The sequence below is a fragment of the Nonomuraea turkmeniaca genome (genome assembly GCF_005889735.1).
GTDB lineage: Bacteria > Actinomycetota > Actinomycetes > Streptosporangiales > Streptosporangiaceae > Nonomuraea > Nonomuraea turkmeniaca.
In genome coordinates this window covers 1-15,168 of the sequence record NZ_VCKY01000252.1, presented here as the reverse complement: position 1 = coordinate 15,168, position 15,168 = coordinate 1, and the positions used below count along the sequence as shown (strand labels likewise).

The window sequence follows — 15,168 nt, the reverse complement described above, 5'->3', positions numbered from 1 at the left end:
GCCCCCTGCCCACCCCGCTCCTGGCCTTCGCGGTCCGCCACCTGGACGCGGACGCCGGGGTGACCGTCACCGCCAGCCACAACCCGCCCCGCGACAACGGCTACAAGGTCTATTGGGATGACGGCTCCCAGATCGTGCCGCCCGTCGACAGGGACATCTCGGCCGCCATCGACGCCGTCGGCCGCGTGGACGAGCTGCCGCTGCAGGGCCCCGGCACGCTGACCGAGCTGGGCGAGGGCATCATCGACGACTACATCGAGGCCGTCACGTCGCTGCCCCTGGGCGACGCCCGCGACCTCAGGATCGCCTACACGCCCCTGCACGGGGTGGGCGCGGCCACACTGACCGGCGCCTTCCTGGCGGCCGGGTTCGAAAGCCCCATGGCGGTCGAGGAACAACGCGCCCCCGACCCGGACTTCCCCACGGTCTCCTTCCCCAATCCGGAGGAGCCGGGCGCGATGGATCTGGTCAGCGCCCTGGCCGCCAAGACCGGCGCCGACCTCGTCCTCGCCAACGACCCGGACGCCGACCGCTGCGCTGTGGGCGTACCGCTGCCCGACGGCACCTGTCGCATGCTGACCGGCGACGAGGTCGGCTGCCTGCTGGCCGAGCACGTGATCACCCACACCACCGGCGACCGCATGGTGGCCACCACGATCGTCTCCTCCACCCTGTTGAGCAAGATCGCCCAAGCGCACGGCGTCCGCTACGGCGAGACGCTGACCGGCTTCAAGTGGATCATCAAAGCCGGCCCCGGCCTGGTCTTCGGCTACGAGGAGGCGATCGGCTACAGCGTCGGCTCGGACGCCGGCCTCCCGGTCAGGGACAAGGACGGCATCGGCGCCGCCCTGACGGTGGCCGCCATCGCGGCGGACGCGAAACGCGCCGGCCGTACCTTGCTGGACGTCCTGGACGACCAGGCCCGCCGCTACGGCCTGCACGCCACGTCCCAACTGTCCTTCCGAGTAGCGGACCTGTCCCTGATCACGGACGTCATGTCCCGCCTGCGCGCGAACCCTCCCGCGGTCCTCGGCGGGCGTACGATGGAGCAGATCGACGACCTGAACAAGGGCGAGGGCGGCCTGCCACCTACGGACGGCCTGCGCTACAGGCTGTCGGGGAACGCCCGCGTGGTGGTCCGCCCATCAGGCACGGAGCCCAAGCTGAAGTGTTATCTGGAAGTGGTGGTGCCGGTAACGGACGAGGTGGCGGACGCCCGCACCCGCGCCGCGGAGGACCTCAACGCCCTGAAAGCTGACCTCTCCACATCTCTGGCTCTCTAGGCAGTCCCGGGGCCAACTGCATGGTCCTCCACAGATGGGGCGCTATGCGCCATGGAATTCCGGGCAGCGCTCTCTGGGGGCAGGCCCCCAGAGCCTCGGCGAGGGGACTCCCGTCCCCTCGGGCTCCCCGAGACCGGGCCGCTCGGTGTCGCGGAGGCGACACGATCCCCGCTGAGGGGGCTACCTCGACGTCGGCTTGCCACGACCGAGGAATGGGTCCAAACTTGGTAGGTCCAAAAATGGTAGGTCCAAAAATGGACCTCTTCTCGACCTTGGGGCACCAGTGGACGGATTCATAGGCCGTGATCGCGAGTTGGCCGCACTCGGCCGCTATTTCGCGCGCGTGGGCATGGGAGACCGGCCAGGGCGTGCCATCCTCATGCGAGGCCGTCGCAGGGTCGGCAAGACACGTCTCGCAGAGGAGTTCATTCGCCGGAGCAATGTGCCGAGCCTCTTCTTCACCGCCGCCCATGAGCCGCTCACCGACCAACTGGAACACTTCATCGCTGACGCCATGGCCTCCGACCTGCCCGATGCTTCCCTCTTTGAAGACACTGACCCCACATCGTGGAACAGCGCGCTTCAGCTACTGGCCCTGGCCGTCCCTCAAGACTCTCCAAGCATCGTCGTCCTTGACGAACTTCCCCTGATGATCGCCCAGGATCCCCATCTGGAGGGAAGGCTCCAGCGTCTCTTCGACCGCGAATTCTCCCGCCGTCCGATGCTGCTCATACTGATCGGTTCCGACCTGTCTGTCATGGAAGCGATCAACCAGTACGATCGGCCGTTCTACATGCGAGCGTCGGAGATGGTCGTCCATCCACTCACTCCCGCCGACGTGCAGAGCAGACTGCAGTTGCCGCCCGCCGATGCGTTCGACGCCTACCTCGTCACAGGCGGTTTCCCCATGATCCTTGATGAGTGGCCAGACGGCGCCACGGTATGGGACTTCCTGAATGCCGCCCTATCCGATCCCACCTCTGCCCTGATGGTCAGTGGCGAGAGGGCTATGGCGGCAGAGTTCCCGCCGGAAGCCCATCCCAGGACGCTCTTGAAAGCCATCGGCAACGGGCAACGTACCTTTTCGTCCGTCTCCCGGGCATCCGGCGGAATGCCAGCGACGTCGATCAAGCGCGCCATGCAGATCCTCATGGACAAGCGCATGATCACCTCGGATGTGCCGCTGTCCACCCACCCCTCGAAGGAGCGCCGCTACCACGTCGCGGACACCCACCTACGCTTCTGGCTGTCCTTTCTCGAAAATGGCATGCCACAGATCGAGCGCGGCCGTGGTGATCTTGTGCTGCAACAGATCAGACGTTCGTGGACGGCCTGGAGAGGCGCAGCCATAGAGCCGCTGATCCGTGAGTCACTTCGCCGCCTGGATGCACTGCCCGAAGGTACCGCGGCGATCGGCGGCTTCTGGACGAGGACCAACGATCCCGAAATCCACCTCGTCGGCGCTGATCGTGAGCCGATCGCCAAGCAGATCACCATGCTGGGTTCTGTGAAGTGGCTCGAGAACCGGCCATTCGACCGTCACGATCTTAACGAGCTCACAGTTCACCGTTCGAAGATGCCGGGAGCCAACGACTCCACACCGCTCTACGCGGTTTCGCGTAGCGGATGCGATGTGGAGGGCGTCAGACACCTCACCCCTGAGGAACTGCTGGCTGCGTGGCAATAGCACTTGTCTCATTCATGAGACCTACCGCGGCGGCCGGCAAGCGACGGGAGGGACGCGGCAGTCCCGCGCAGGCGACGGCCACGAGCATGGCTGGCACGGCCCACAGCAGGGGTGGGGCCGCGCCGATCAGGGCCGAGAAGCTGGCGGGTGCCATACGGCTCCGGCCAGGGCCATCGAATGCGTACGGCGGGCGCGGCGCTGAGTCAGCCGGACGCCACCAGGCCCATGAAGGGTCTGTCGGACAGCACCTGCCGGTAGCCGCCGGGTTTTTCGCCGGACGGCGCAGGTCCTAGGTCTGGGGCCGCGCCGGGATCCCGGCGCGGCCCTTGGATCAGTCGGCGAGGCGGAACTGCACGTCGGTGTGCCACTTGTTCATGTCGGGCTCTTCGACGGGATTGGTGTTGTAGAGCTCCAGGCGGCACCCCCAATGCTCCGTCCCGTCGTCGTCGGACGTCATGTCCCAGGTCAGCCCCTGTTCCGCGGCCCACTTCCTGAACGCGTCGATGACGTCGATGAGCTGGTCCGGGTGGCCGTGGTGAGCGACGGTGGCGTAGCGGCCGGCGGGGAGGGTGGCGGCGAAGATGTCGCCCTCACCCTCGATCGGCGTGGCCACCGGCACCCCCGCCTCCACCACCAGCCGGTCGGCGGCCATGTTGATGGCGTCGTACCTGAGGAACGGCGCCCCGGCCGGGTACGCGCCGCGTTCGATCAACCAGCCGATGATCTCGCCGATCCGGTCTGCGACGAGACCGAACGTGGTCATGGTGATGGTTTTGCGCACCCCGACGTACGGGCGCTCGGGAAGTTCGATGATCTCTGGCATGTTTCTCTGTTTCCTCCTTCACCTTCCAGTACGGAGCGCGGGCTCGAAACTCATCGGCAGGCCGAAGAACGGGAACAGGCCAGGATCCAGATACGTGGTCTGGCCGGTGATCAGACCGTCGGCGACGTCGAGGATGACCAGGGCGAAGGGCTCGCCGTTCAGGTATTGGCCGAAAGCCGGGCAGCCGTTGGCCCGGGTCGGGAGGAGGCGGGAGCCGGCGCACGGGGCGTCGGCTTCGGCGGCGAGCAGGACGGCGCGGATGTGCTCGCGCCCGCGCAACCACCAGGTGAACGGCGGCATGGAGGAGGTCGCGTCCTCGTGGAGCAGCGACACCAGCGTCTCCACGTCGTAACGCTCGAACGCCGTCACGTAGCGGGACAGCAACCCTTCGTCCACGTCCTCGGAGGCCGCCTCGGTCGGCGGGAGCTTGGCCCGGGCACGCTGCAGGGCGCTGTTGACGGATGTGACCGTGGTGTCCAGCAGCTCGGCCGTCTCGGCGGCGGACCATTTCAGCACGTCGCGGAGGATGAGCACGGCACGCTGCCGGGACGGCAGGTGCTGCAGGGCGGCCACGAACGCCAGCCTGATCGTCTCCTTCGCCACGGACAGATCCGCCGGGTCGAGGGCGCACCCGTCGGGAATGGGCTGGATCCACCGGTCCGGCGGGAGCGGGGCGCCCAGGTCGGCGCCGGGGGTCGCGTTCGGGGCCAGGTCCATGGCGCGGGCGCGGCGTTGCGGGCCCCGGTGCATGTCAAGGCAGATGTTCGTGGCCAGGTGGAACAACCAGGGGCGCAGCGGGCCCCTGGCCGGGTCGTACGTGCGCCACGCCCGCACGAACGTCTCCTGCACCGCGTCCTCGGCCTCGAAACCGGAGCCGAGCATGCGGTAGCAGTAGCCGGTCAGCTCGACCCGGTGCCGCTCGAAATCGGCCGCGTCCACTATGTCGCGGTCACCTCGATCTGCAGCTCCGTCACCCATTCGCTCTCGTCCTCCGGGCAGTGCAGGGAGATCTCTCTGGCCAGGCCGAGCGAGCGGTAGCCGTTCTCCTCGATCCAGTGAGCCAGCGTCTGGAACGTCGGCCCCACCGCCTCCATCGACCCCTGGTGGATGATGGTGGCCGCCAGCTCGATGGCAGGCAGCTCGACCACGTCGAAATCATAGGCGCCAGGCGGCGCGGAGACCGGCAGGCAGGTGTGCACCATGACCGAGCCGTCCTCCTCCTGCACGTAATAGGCCAGCCCAGGGCCCACGACGGACACGCCGGCCGCCTCCACCCGCCGGCAGGTCTCCACGAACAGCGGCTGGATCACCGGCCCGATGTCCTCGCCCTCATAACTGGCCGCTCGGGCGCTGAGCTCGGCCACCCGCACGGGGGGCACCCTCTTCAACAGGACCTCGGCGGTACGCATGTGTCCCTCCGTCTCGATCGTGTGGAGCCTCGCCTCGACGCTGCGCAACCTGGCCAGGTCGGCGCTGATCTGGGCCTCGAGCTGGGCACGGCGCATCCGTACCATGCCGTGCAGCTCTTCCGTGCTCACCTTCTCGTCGAGGATCGCCCTGACCTGCTCCAGCGTGAAGCCGAGGTCCTTGATCGCGACGATGCGGTTGAGCCTGGACAACTGCGCGGCCTGGTACGACCGGTAGCCCGTGACCGTGTCCACGTGGGCGGGGCGCAGCAGGCCGATGGCGTCGTAGTGGCGCAGCATGCGTACCGACACGAGCCCCAGCCTGGCGAAGTCTCCGATGCTGAACATGGCCTCTCCAGATGTAGGGGCTGACACGGTGTCAGGGTCAACCTATGGCGATTCACGGAGAAGTATGGCTAAAGTGGTGCTACCGAACGTTCGGTAGGAGGATCATGGACCTCAAGGACCGGGACGCGGATGCGAGCCGGCGGATCAGGATGGCGGCGGTGTTGCTGTTCGCCCGGCAGGGCTACGCGGCCACGGGCATTCGCGATCTGGCCCGAGAGGTCAACATGACCAATGCCGGCATTTATCACCACGTGTCGAGCAAGGAAGCCCTGCTGGCCGACCTCATGCGGGTCGCCCAGCGAGGACTGATCGACGCCACCGAGCGCATGCTGCGCGACGTCCAGAGCCCCACCGACCGCCTCGCCCTGCTGATCAGCTCGCTCACCGCGAGCCACGCGACCGCCCCCATGACGACCCAGGTCATGGATACCGAGCTCCGCTCCCTGACCCCCGGCTCCGCCGCCCTCGACGAGATCATCGCCCTCCGCGACGCCTACGAGGACCACTGGAAGCACGCCATCGCCGACGGCGTCTCAACAGGCGCCTTCCGCATCGCCGACCAGAAACTGACCCGCCTCGCGCTCATGTCCATGTGCACGGGCACCAGCGAGTGGTACCGCCCCGACGGGGACTCCACGCTGGAGCAGGTGTGCGCGGAGTTCGTGGCGATCGGCCTGGCCGCCGTACGCGCTCCCGTCCAGGTCGTCGCGGCCCTCGACCTCTCCCTGCTGCCCGACTTCCCCTGGGAGCCGCCGCATGCCAGAAACGATCCCCGACCTGTTGAGGCACGCCGCTAGACAGTACGGCCGCCGCGAGTTCCTCCGCTTCCCCGACACCTCGCTGACCTTCGAAGACGCCGACGCCCAGTCGGATCGGCTGGCCGGCGCCCTGATCGACAAGGGCGTACGATCTGGCGACCGGGTGGCGGTCATGATGGACAACGTGCCGGGCTGGCCGCTGAGCTGGCTGGCCATCCTCAAGGCCGGCGCGATCACTGTGCCGGTCAACGTCCGCTACCGGTCCGCCGACCTGGAGCACGTCCTGCGCGACTCGGGCGCCGTCGCGACGCTGACCACCGCCGAGCACGTCCCGCACATCCCGGGCACGGTCTACGCCCTCGACTCCCTGTCCGGGTCAGCACCGGCCCGGCCCGTTCCCGTCAATCCCCACAACCCTCACGACGTAGCGAATTTCCAGTACACGTCGGGCACGACCGGCTTCCCCAAGGCCTGCATGCTCACCCACGACTACTGGCTCAGGACCGCCCAGATCGCGGCCGACCAGGCACGGCTCCGCGACGACGACGTCATGTTGATCGCCCAGGCGTACTCGTACATGGACCCCCAGTGGGCCACTCTCCTCTGCCTCCTCGGCGGCATCCCCCTCGTGGTGCTCCCCCGCTTCTCCGCCTCCGGCTTCTGGCCGGCGGCCAGGGAGCACGGCGCGACGCTCACGTACGTGCTCGGCACGATGCCCCTGCTCCTGCACAAACAACCGCCTGACCCACTCGACCGCGAGAACCGGATGCGGCTCGTGCTCTGCTCGGGCATCCGCCCCGACCTGCACCGGGAGTTCGAGGAGCGCTGGGGCGCGCCGTGGCGCGAGTTGTACGGCTCCACCGAGAGCGGCCCCGACCTGGTGGTGCCCATCGACGCCGAGGAGACGGTGGGCACCGGCGCGATGGGCATGCCGCCGCCCGGCAAGGAGGTCGTGCTCGACGAGGAGACCGGCGAGATCCTCGTCAGGGGTGTGCCCATGATGACCGGCTACTGGAACCACCCGGAGGCGACCGCCACGGCGTTCCGCGACGGCTGGTACCACACCGGCGACCTCGGCTTCCGCGACGAACACGGCTATATCCACCACGCCGGGCGGATCAAGGACATGGTCCGCAGGGGCGGGGAGAACATCTCGTGCGCCGAGGTCGAGAGCGTGCTCACCCAGCATCCGGCGGTGCTGCAGGCGGCTCTGGTGCCCATCCCGGACGATCTGTGGGGCGAGTTGCCGAAGGCGTTCATCCAGCTCCGTCCCGGCCATTCCCCCGGCGCGGAGACGGCCATGAGCGTGATCGAGCACGCCAGGCAGCGCCTTGCCCGCTTCAAGATCCCGGCGTACGTGGAGTTCGTCGAAGGGTTCTCGCTGACCCCGTCGGCCCGCATCGAAAAACGCCACCTGGCAAGACCCGACCAACGCTCCGCCCCCGCCGTGTTCATTGGCCTCACTCCGTGAGGCCGGCTCGCTCGCCAGGCGACGGCACTCCCTCACCACGTCGAACAGGAGAGAAAATGATCGAGGTAACGGAACGCGACGAGGTGGCTCTGATCACGCTGGCCCGCCCGGAGAAGCTCAACGCCCTCACGGCGGCGATGCGCAGGGAGCTGGCGGCGGCGGTGCGCGGCCACGGGGACGGCAAGAGCGTCAAGGGCATCGTGGTCACCGGCACAGGCCGGGCGTTCTCCGCCGGCGAGGACCTGCGCGAGGCAGCGGGCAAATCCCTCCTGAAGGAGGTGGAGCTCTTCCACGACATGACCAGGGCGGTGCTGGAGACCCGCGTCCCGGTGGTGGCCGCGATCAACGGCATCGCCGTGGGCGGGGCCGCAGAGTGGACGCTGTGCTTCGACTCCCGCATCGGCGCCCCGGCGAGCGAGTACTTCTTCCCCGAGAACCACATCGGCCTGTCGATCTCGAACGCTTCCAGCTACCTGCTGCCCCGCTTGGTCGGCGCCCGGGCGATCCGGCTGGTGCTCGACTCGGCCCGCCTGAGTGCCGAGCAGTCCCTGGCCGCGGGCCTGCTGGACGAGATCACCGAGCAGGAAACGCTGGTGGAGACGGCCATCGCCCGCGTGCGTCACTGGTCACGGCCGGGCACCGCCACAGACGTGCACCTCTCACTGCTGCGCCCGCCGCTGACCGAGGTGGAGCGGGCCTTCTCCATCGAGACGGAGGCCGCCAAGCACGTGGAGGAAATCGGAATCGCCCAGGCGGGTATGCGGCGCTTCGTCGACGCCCGAGGCTGACACCCCAGCGCTAGGGAACCACGCTCGCCACGATGACGAGCACGACCGCGGCCACCATCACCGCGATCGTGTCGTAGGCCCAGACGACCCGGACCGGCGCCGCCTCCTCATGGCGGTGCCGGGCCGACTCGGCGCGTTCGCGGATCTGCTCCCCCACCCAGTCGGCATGCGTCTTACCCGCGAGCGCCTCCGCCGCCGCCTGCTCACCCTTGCTCAACGTCGGCTCGGTGCGGAACCTCCCCCGCCGCTGCTGGGGCATGCCGCGCCGCTGCGCCTTGGCCCGCTCCCGCGCGCTGGCCATCGGCGTCCACAGCCGCAGCGCCTGGTCCTCGCCGTGGTGCACGCTGATGGCGTGCGACACGCTGACGTCGTCGATGGCCGCCCACGGCACGTACGTCGTCCGCAGCGGGTTGCGCCCCACCAACCCGTCCTCCGTGAACACGGTCGCGGGCCGCAGCGCGACGACGTAGACCAGCGCCGTCAGCACGCCGAGCACGGCCAGCGCCACCAGCGACGGCTTGCCGTTGTACTTGCTGATCAGGTCCCAGACGTTGAACGCGACGAACGCCAGCCACACCCACGCCAGCACGAACGCGGACCTGGACCGGTAGGTCTGCTTCACGGCTGCCACTTCAGCTGCGCGAATCCGGGCTTGATCCGGCCGTTGATCAGCGCCAGCCGCTCGTCGAACGGGATGAACGCCGACTTCATCGCGTTGACCGTGAACCACTGCAGATCGTCCCAGCCGTACCCGAACGCCTCCACCAGCTTGGCGAACTCCATCGACAGGCTCGTCCGGCTCATCAGCCGGTTGTCGGTGTTGACCGTGACCCGGAAGTACAGCCGCCGCAGCAACCCGATGGGGTGCTCGGCGATCGACGCGGCGGCGCCGGTCTGCAGGTTGGACGTGGGGCACATCTCCAGAGGGATGCGCTTGTCGCGAACGTACGCCGCCAGCCGGCCCAGCTTGGCCGTGCCGTCACCGGCCACCGTGATGTCGTCGATGATCCGCACACCGTGCCCGAGCCGGTCGGCGCCGCACCACTGGATGGCCTGCCAGATCGACGGCAGCCCGAAAGCCTCGCCCGCGTGGATGGTGAAGTGCGCGTTCTCCCGCTGCAGGTATTCGAACGCGTCGAGATGCCTGGTGGGCGGGTATCCGGCCTCCGCCCCCGCGATGTCGAACCCCACCACGCCCACGTCGCGGTAACGTACGGCCAGCTCGGCGATCTCCATCGAGCGTGCCTGGTGCCGCATGGCGGTGAGCAGCGTGCCGACGCGCACCCCGCGCCCTCGCGACCCCTGCTTGAAGCCCTCGAGCACCGCCTCGACCACCTCGTCCAGGCTCAGCCCCGTGGTGGTGTGCTGCTCGGGCGCGAAGCGCACCTCGGCGTAGGCCACGCCGTCCGCGGCCAGGTCCTCGGCGCATTCGGCGGCCACGCGGACGAGCGACTCGCGCGTCTGCATGACGCCGACGGTGTGGTCGAACGTCTCCAGATAACGTTCGAGCGACCCCGAGTCCGACGCCTCCTCGAACCACACGCGCAGGTTGTCGGGATCGTTGGTGGGCAGCCGATCGTAACCCGTCTCCCGGGCGAGCTCGACGATCGTCTCGGCGCGCAGCCCGCCGTCGAGGTGATCGTGCAGCAACACCTTGGGAGCCCGGCGAATCTCGTCAAACGTGGGGCTCATCCGCCCATGATATGACCAGCGCTCTCAGTGGCGACCCGCACTCTCCGGCGAGAAGGCGGGCAGGCACACGGCCACGTATTCCGCCCCCTCGGGACCCACGCTGTAGCGGACCTTCTCGCCCGGCGACGTCACCACAGACTGCCCGGCCGCGACCTCCATACGGCCGCCGTCGTGCTCGACGATCACCATGCCGCGCAGGACCACGGTGTATTCGGTGAACGCCGGCGTCTGCGCGGGCTCCTCCCAGCCCGGCGGTGCGGTCATGTGGGCGATGGAGATCTCCTCGTCGCCGCTGTTGACACGGCCGACGTGCTCGTCGATCAGCTTGCCACCGGGTACGGGGATGCGGGTCGCGCCCTCGATCTTTCTCACCACGGGGTCAGGTTAGTCTCTTCCGCTGTATCCGGGTATGCGGGATGTCCCCGCAGGTCAGTGTGCCACGTCGAGGATCAGCCGGTTGGGCGAGGACGCCTCGCTGAGCTGGAACGCCGCCTGCCTGGCCAGCACCAGGCCGACGCCGACGCGGCCCTCGAAGTCGCCGGTCCGCACGACGTCGGTGAGGTTGCGCAGGTCGGCCTGGTAGACCGGGCCGCCCTCCCAGGTGAGCTCGCCGTCCTCGTCGTGGGCGTTCGCGGGGGAGAGTGTGAGCTGCAGGTACGCGCCGCCGCGTACGTCGATGGGCTTGCCTGAGCCGGCCTGCACGAACTCGTCCACCCATTTCACGTTGTATCCCGGAATATCGCCTTTGAAATCAATAACCAGGCGGTCGTACGTTTCGTGGGTGGCATACCGCACGGCCGTCACTATGGCGGTCCCCACCCCCCGCCGCTCGACGTCGACTTCCGCCGTGTTGGTCGGAGTGCCCGGCGCGGGAACGGCTGCCGCCGATTCGGTCGCAGACGGGTTTTCCGGCAGGGCCGTCCGGGTGGCCGTGCCGCAGGCCGTGAGCAGGGTCAGGCAGGCGATAGGGGCGGCGAGACGGCTGCGCGCCGACCGGCCGGCGGACGGGGATGACGGTCGCATGCCCGGTAGATGCCCAGCGTACGAGCGTGCAAGCGGCGTTTCCGGCAGCCAACACGATCTTTCCCGGCCCTTTCGCGGAATGGGATCGACCCTCTACTCTGATCAGCCCACAAGGAGTCACATACGTGAGCAAATCCAACGACTTCCCGGTTTTTCTGGCTGATTATGGGCCGTCGTTCGCCCGGACCGCGTACCTGCTGACCGGCGACGCGGACCAGGCCCGTGACCTCGCCGTGAGCGCGCTGGTCACGGTCGGCCGCCGCTGGGCCTCGGCCCGCTGGAGCCAACCGGCGCACACCGTGCTGCGCGAGTTATACCGGCGCTTCTTATCCGACAAGACCTCGCCGGTGTCCGGGTCCTTCCCTCTGGCCTCACTCCCCCCGAACGTGCGGGCCGCCGTCGTCGCCCGCTACCACGACGGCCTTCCCCCAGAGCAGGCCGCCGCGATCACGGGCCTGTGGACGGCCATCCTCGACCAGGAAACCGACCAGGCCCTGGCCCACCTGAAAGCCACTCACCCCCACCTCTTCGCAGGGGCCGCCGCGCCGCAGCCGGCCGAGGCGCCTGGGCGCGCCGGCGAGCCACGGCAAGACCCCGAAGCCGCGTCGCCGGCCACCCCTGCACCAGCGCCCTGGGCCGCCCCCGAAGCCGCGTCGCCGGCCGCCCATGAAGCCACGCCCTGGACCGCGCCCGAAGCCGCGTCGCCGGCCACCCCAGGGGCTCCGCACGACAGGCCCGGGGCGGCGGTCGACGGCCACGGCGCCGTCGACCCGCCCGGCACCGGGCCGTGGGCGGTACCGGCGCGAGCGTGGGATGCGGGGGCGGCGGAGGATGACGAGCCGGCGGTGCGATCCGCACTCATCCGAATCGCCGGAGAAATGCCCCACATCCACCTCGCCGACGCCGTCCTTCGCGTCATCGGGATGCGGCGCAGGATCCGGGCGGCCACCTGGACGACGCTCGTCACCGGGTCGGTGGCCGCGTTCGCGGTCCTGACCATGGCAGCCGTGACCGCCGTCGCCCGCAACATCGAGCAGGTGATCGCCGAGCCCGGCGGCTACCCCTCCAGCTACCAGACCCCGGAGAAGACCCCCGACGCGATCCCCGCGCAACTGAGCGACCCGATCCACTACGCGTCCCAGGGCTACTGCGGGAACACCCCCAATGAGCCGGCCAACCCGCAACCCTGCGGCCAGTGGCGCCTGACGACCGTGTCGGGCGCCGAATGGCGGCTGCCCGGCGCCGGAGCCGGCTACGACGAGGACACCGGCGTCGTGCTCCCCCTGGCCATCAGCCCCAACGGCCGCCGCCTGGCCTACCGCGACAACCAGGGCTCGTACGTCGTCCAGGACCTCCCCACAGGCACCCTCAGGCGGATAGACGTGGACGACGAGCAGCTCGCCGCGACGATCACGTCCTCGCCCAACGGCCGCTACTTCGCCCTCGCCTTCGACGGCGAGGGCACCACTACCAGCGCGCTGCTCGACTTCGACACCGGCGTGACCCGCTACACCACGGGCAAGGAGGTCGAGGTCCTCGCCGTACGGGACGACGGAGCACAGGTGATCAGCGAGCGCGAGAACGTCGACAACGTCCCAGGGCACGCCGCCGTCACCACGATCGAGCTACGCGGCGCGCAGGTCTACGCGGGCGGCTACCGCATCGACCCCGACCTCGTCGCGTACGGCGGCGCCCTCTCCCCCGACGGCCAGACGCTGGCCCTGGTCTCCGAGGGCACGCACCTCGTCACCATGGACGTCCGCACGGGCCGTGTCTCCAGTGTCCGCGCGGAACTGGACGACTACGAGGTGATCGCGGTGGAGCGCTGGATCAGCGCGGACGAGGTCCTGGTACGGCAGTGGGACGATGACTACGCCTTCCTGACGAAGGTCAATGTACGTTCGGGCACCTCCACCGAGCTCGGGAGCGCGGTGTCCGAGTGGCTCGACTACGACTCGCCGATCGGCGCCCTGCAGGAATGAGCAAGGGGCCCGCCGAAAAGGCAGGCCCCTTGCTTACGTGATCAGACGGTCTCGTAGACCTTCGAGGCGTCGGGCTCCCCGGCCGCGACCCGTCGGCCGCGCAGCCCGATCGCCGAGATGGCCAGCCCGGCCAGCGCCAGCACCAGCGACACCACGATGGCCGCGCGCAGCGAGCCGATCGACAGCGTCTCACCGCCACCAGAGGTCAGCACGGCCGTGACCACGGCCAGCACGATGGCGCCGCCCACCTGGCCGGACGTGTTGAGCAGCCCGGAGGCGAGTCCCTGCTCGTCGTCGTGCACGCCGTTGGTGGCCTGGATGTTCAGCGCGGGGAACATCAACGCAAACGCCACCCCCAGCAGCAGCATCCCCGGGATCACCATGCCGGCCAGGCTCGGCGTGCTGTCGATGCCCAGGAAGATCGCGTAGCCGCCGGCCAGCGCGGCCGCGCCGACGACGATCAGCTTGCCCGTGCCGAACCTGTCGGCGTAGTCGCCCATCTTGGTCGAGGTGACCGCGACGAGCAGGCCGGCAGGCAGGAACGCCAGGGCCGTGCCCAGGGCCGACCAGCCCAGCAGGTTCTGGAAGTACTGCATGGCCACGAACTGGAAGGCCACGTACGAACCCATGAGGATGACCAGCCCGAGGTTGGCCCGCACGATGGGGCCGGAGCGCAGGATGCCGAGCCGCACCAACGGGTGCTTCATCCGCAGCTCGGCGAAGACGAACAACCCGAGCAGCGCCGCCACGGCCACCAGCGAGCCGATGGTCCGCAGGGAGGCCCAGCCGGCCTCGGGCGCCTGGACGACGGTGAAGACCAGGAGCAACATCGAGGCGGTGATCAGTACGGCGCCGAGCAGGTCGTGGCCGCCCTCGGCCCGGTCCTCGGCGCCACGCGGCAGCACCCGCAGCGCGGCGATCAGCGCGACGACCGCGACCGGCACCGGCATCAGCAGCGTCGCCCGCCAGTCGAGCTCGGTCAGCAGGCCGGAGAGCACGAGGCCGAGCGAGTAGCCGCTGGCACCGCAGGCGGTGAAGATGCTCAATGCCTTGTTGCGCTCCGGGCCCTCGGGAAAGGTCGTCGTGATGATCGACAATGCCGCGGGCGCGGTGAACGCGGCGGCCACACCCTTGACGAACCTGGCCGCGATCAGCAACGTGCCGTCGTCCACGATGCCACCGAGCAGCGACGCGACGGCGAAAACACCCAGCGCGACCAGGAACACCCTGCGCCGCCCGAGCAGGTCGGCGGTCCTGCCCCCGAGCAAAAGAAGACCGCCGTAGCCGAGCACGTAACCGCTGACCACCCACTGCAAGGACGACGTGCTCAAGCTCAATTCGTGCTGGATGGCCGGAAGGGCGACACCCACCATCGAGACGTCCAGGGCATCAAGGAAGATCACTGCGCAGAGCACGGCGAGCGCGGCCCAGCGAGAAGAAAGTGATGCGGAAGGTGAGGAAGAGGACATGAGTCAGAACAATACATGCGTCAGCATCTAATGCAAGCGCATTTAATGCTGTTGCATGAGTTTTAGCGGGATGGTAACCTCCGCGACATGGACGAGGAGTTCGTGGTCGAGACCTGGCATTACGTCCTGGCCAAGCACGCCAAGGCCATGTGCGCGCTCGAGCGTGAGCTGGGCGATCGGCACGGGCTGGGGCCGAGTGAGTTCGAGGTGCTGGACCGGATCGTCCATCACGACAAGAAGTTGCGGCTGCAGGAGCTCTGCGACGAGGTTCACCTGAGCCAGAGCGCGCTGTCCAGGGTGGTGGCGCGGCTGGAGAAGTCCGCGCTCGTGGCGCGCTGCGTGTGCGACTCGGACCGGCGCGGCGTCTTCGTGGCCATCACCGACGAGGGCCGCGCCCGGCACGCCGAAGCTCTCCCCACCCACCGCGCCGTCCTGTCG

The 15,168-nt window shown here is 68.9% G+C and carries 15 protein-coding genes; 7 read left to right on the top strand and 8 right to left on the bottom strand.

The window, feature by feature from the left end:
• Positions 1 to 1,283, top strand: a 1,283-nt coding sequence (locus ETD86_RS45015) for a phospho-sugar mutase (protein WP_138672761.1), incomplete at its 5' end; no start/stop codon positions are given.
• Positions 1,284 to 1,566: 283 nt separating this feature from the next.
• Positions 1,567 to 2,970 carry an ATP-binding protein gene (locus ETD86_RS45010; protein WP_138672760.1) on the top strand — a complete coding sequence of 468 codons (1,404 nt, stop codon included), beginning with the start codon at positions 1,567 to 1,569 and terminating at the stop codon, positions 2,968 to 2,970.
• Between the two features lie 331 nt (positions 2,971 to 3,301).
• On the opposite strand, the gene ETD86_RS45005 is transcribed toward ETD86_RS45010, so the two are convergent.
• From ETD86_RS45005 to ETD86_RS44995, 3 genes are read right to left on the bottom strand one after another with little or no spacing between them, the layout of a single operon-like run.
• Positions 3,302 to 3,793 (bottom strand): GyrI-like domain-containing protein, encoded by a 492-nt coding sequence (locus ETD86_RS45005; protein ID WP_138672759.1) that lies wholly within the window; start codon positions 3,791 to 3,793, stop codon positions 3,302 to 3,304.
• Positions 3,794 to 3,811: 18 nt separating this feature from the next.
• Positions 3,812 to 4,732: a sigma-70 family RNA polymerase sigma factor gene (locus tag ETD86_RS45000; protein ID WP_281287074.1), complete on the bottom strand. Its 921-nt coding sequence runs from the start codon at positions 4,730 to 4,732 to the stop codon at positions 3,812 to 3,814.
• Positions 4,732 to 5,547, bottom strand: coding sequence for a MerR family transcriptional regulator (locus ETD86_RS44995; RefSeq protein ID WP_138672757.1), 816 nt, complete (start codon positions 5,545 to 5,547; stop codon positions 4,732 to 4,734). Before ETD86_RS44995 ends, ETD86_RS45000 begins: the two co-directional genes overlap by 1 nt.
• Before the next feature lie 104 nt (positions 5,548 to 5,651).
• Between ETD86_RS44995 and ETD86_RS44990 the strand changes: the two genes are divergently transcribed.
• From ETD86_RS44990 to ETD86_RS44980, 3 genes are read left to right on the top strand one after another with little or no spacing between them, the layout of a single operon-like run.
• On the top strand, positions 5,652 to 6,344 hold the full coding sequence (locus ETD86_RS44990; RefSeq protein WP_170223610.1) for a TetR/AcrR family transcriptional regulator: 693 nt from the start codon (positions 5,652 to 5,654) through the stop codon (positions 6,342 to 6,344).
• Complete coding sequence (locus ETD86_RS44985) at positions 6,304 to 7,776, top strand: class I adenylate-forming enzyme family protein (protein ID WP_246149271.1); 1,473 nt, start codon at positions 6,304 to 6,306, stop codon at positions 7,774 to 7,776. The genes ETD86_RS44990 and ETD86_RS44985 overlap by 41 nt, the downstream gene beginning before the upstream one ends.
• A gap of 56 nt (positions 7,777 to 7,832) precedes the next feature.
• Positions 7,833 to 8,564 (top strand): enoyl-CoA hydratase/isomerase family protein, encoded by a 732-nt coding sequence (locus tag ETD86_RS44980; protein ID WP_138672755.1) that lies wholly within the window; start codon positions 7,833 to 7,835, stop codon positions 8,562 to 8,564.
• 10 nt (positions 8,565 to 8,574) lie between these two features.
• On the opposite strand, the gene ETD86_RS44975 is transcribed toward ETD86_RS44980, so the two are convergent.
• From ETD86_RS44975 to ETD86_RS44960, 4 genes are read right to left on the bottom strand one after another with little or no spacing between them, the layout of a single operon-like run.
• Positions 8,575 to 9,186 carry a PH domain-containing protein gene (locus ETD86_RS44975; protein ID WP_170223609.1) on the bottom strand — a complete coding sequence of 204 codons (612 nt, stop codon included), beginning with the start codon at positions 9,184 to 9,186 and terminating at the stop codon, positions 8,575 to 8,577.
• The gene (locus ETD86_RS44970; RefSeq protein ID WP_138672753.1) at positions 9,183 to 10,256 is read right to left on the bottom strand and encodes an adenosine deaminase; all 1,074 of its coding nucleotides are present in this window, start codon (positions 10,254 to 10,256) and stop codon (positions 9,183 to 9,185) included. Before ETD86_RS44970 ends, ETD86_RS44975 begins: the two co-directional genes overlap by 4 nt.
• A 24-nt stretch (positions 10,257 to 10,280) precedes the next feature.
• Positions 10,281 to 10,631: a cupin domain-containing protein gene (locus ETD86_RS44965; protein WP_138672752.1), complete on the bottom strand. Its 351-nt coding sequence runs from the start codon at positions 10,629 to 10,631 to the stop codon at positions 10,281 to 10,283.
• Between the two features lie 54 nt (positions 10,632 to 10,685).
• Positions 10,686 to 11,279 carry an AMIN-like domain-containing (lipo)protein gene (locus ETD86_RS44960; RefSeq protein WP_138672751.1) on the bottom strand — a complete coding sequence of 198 codons (594 nt, stop codon included), beginning with the start codon at positions 11,277 to 11,279 and terminating at the stop codon, positions 10,686 to 10,688.
• A 125-nt stretch (positions 11,280 to 11,404) separates the two neighbouring features.
• Between ETD86_RS44960 and ETD86_RS44955 the strand changes: the two genes are divergently transcribed.
• Entirely contained in the window at positions 11,405 to 13,261 is a 1,857-nt protein-coding gene (locus ETD86_RS44955; RefSeq protein ID WP_138672750.1) for a hypothetical protein, read from the top strand.
• Positions 13,262 to 13,302: 41 nt separating this feature from the next.
• Here the strand turns inward: ETD86_RS44955 and ETD86_RS44950 are convergent, their stop codons facing one another.
• Entirely contained in the window at positions 13,303 to 14,664 is a 1,362-nt protein-coding gene (locus ETD86_RS44950) for an MFS transporter (RefSeq protein WP_246149269.1), read from the bottom strand.
• 153 nt (positions 14,665 to 14,817) lie between these two features.
• Between ETD86_RS44950 and ETD86_RS44945 the strand changes: the two genes are divergently transcribed.
• Positions 14,818 to 15,168, top strand: a 351-nt coding sequence (locus ETD86_RS44945; protein WP_138672748.1) for a MarR family winged helix-turn-helix transcriptional regulator, incomplete at its 3' end; no start/stop codon positions are given.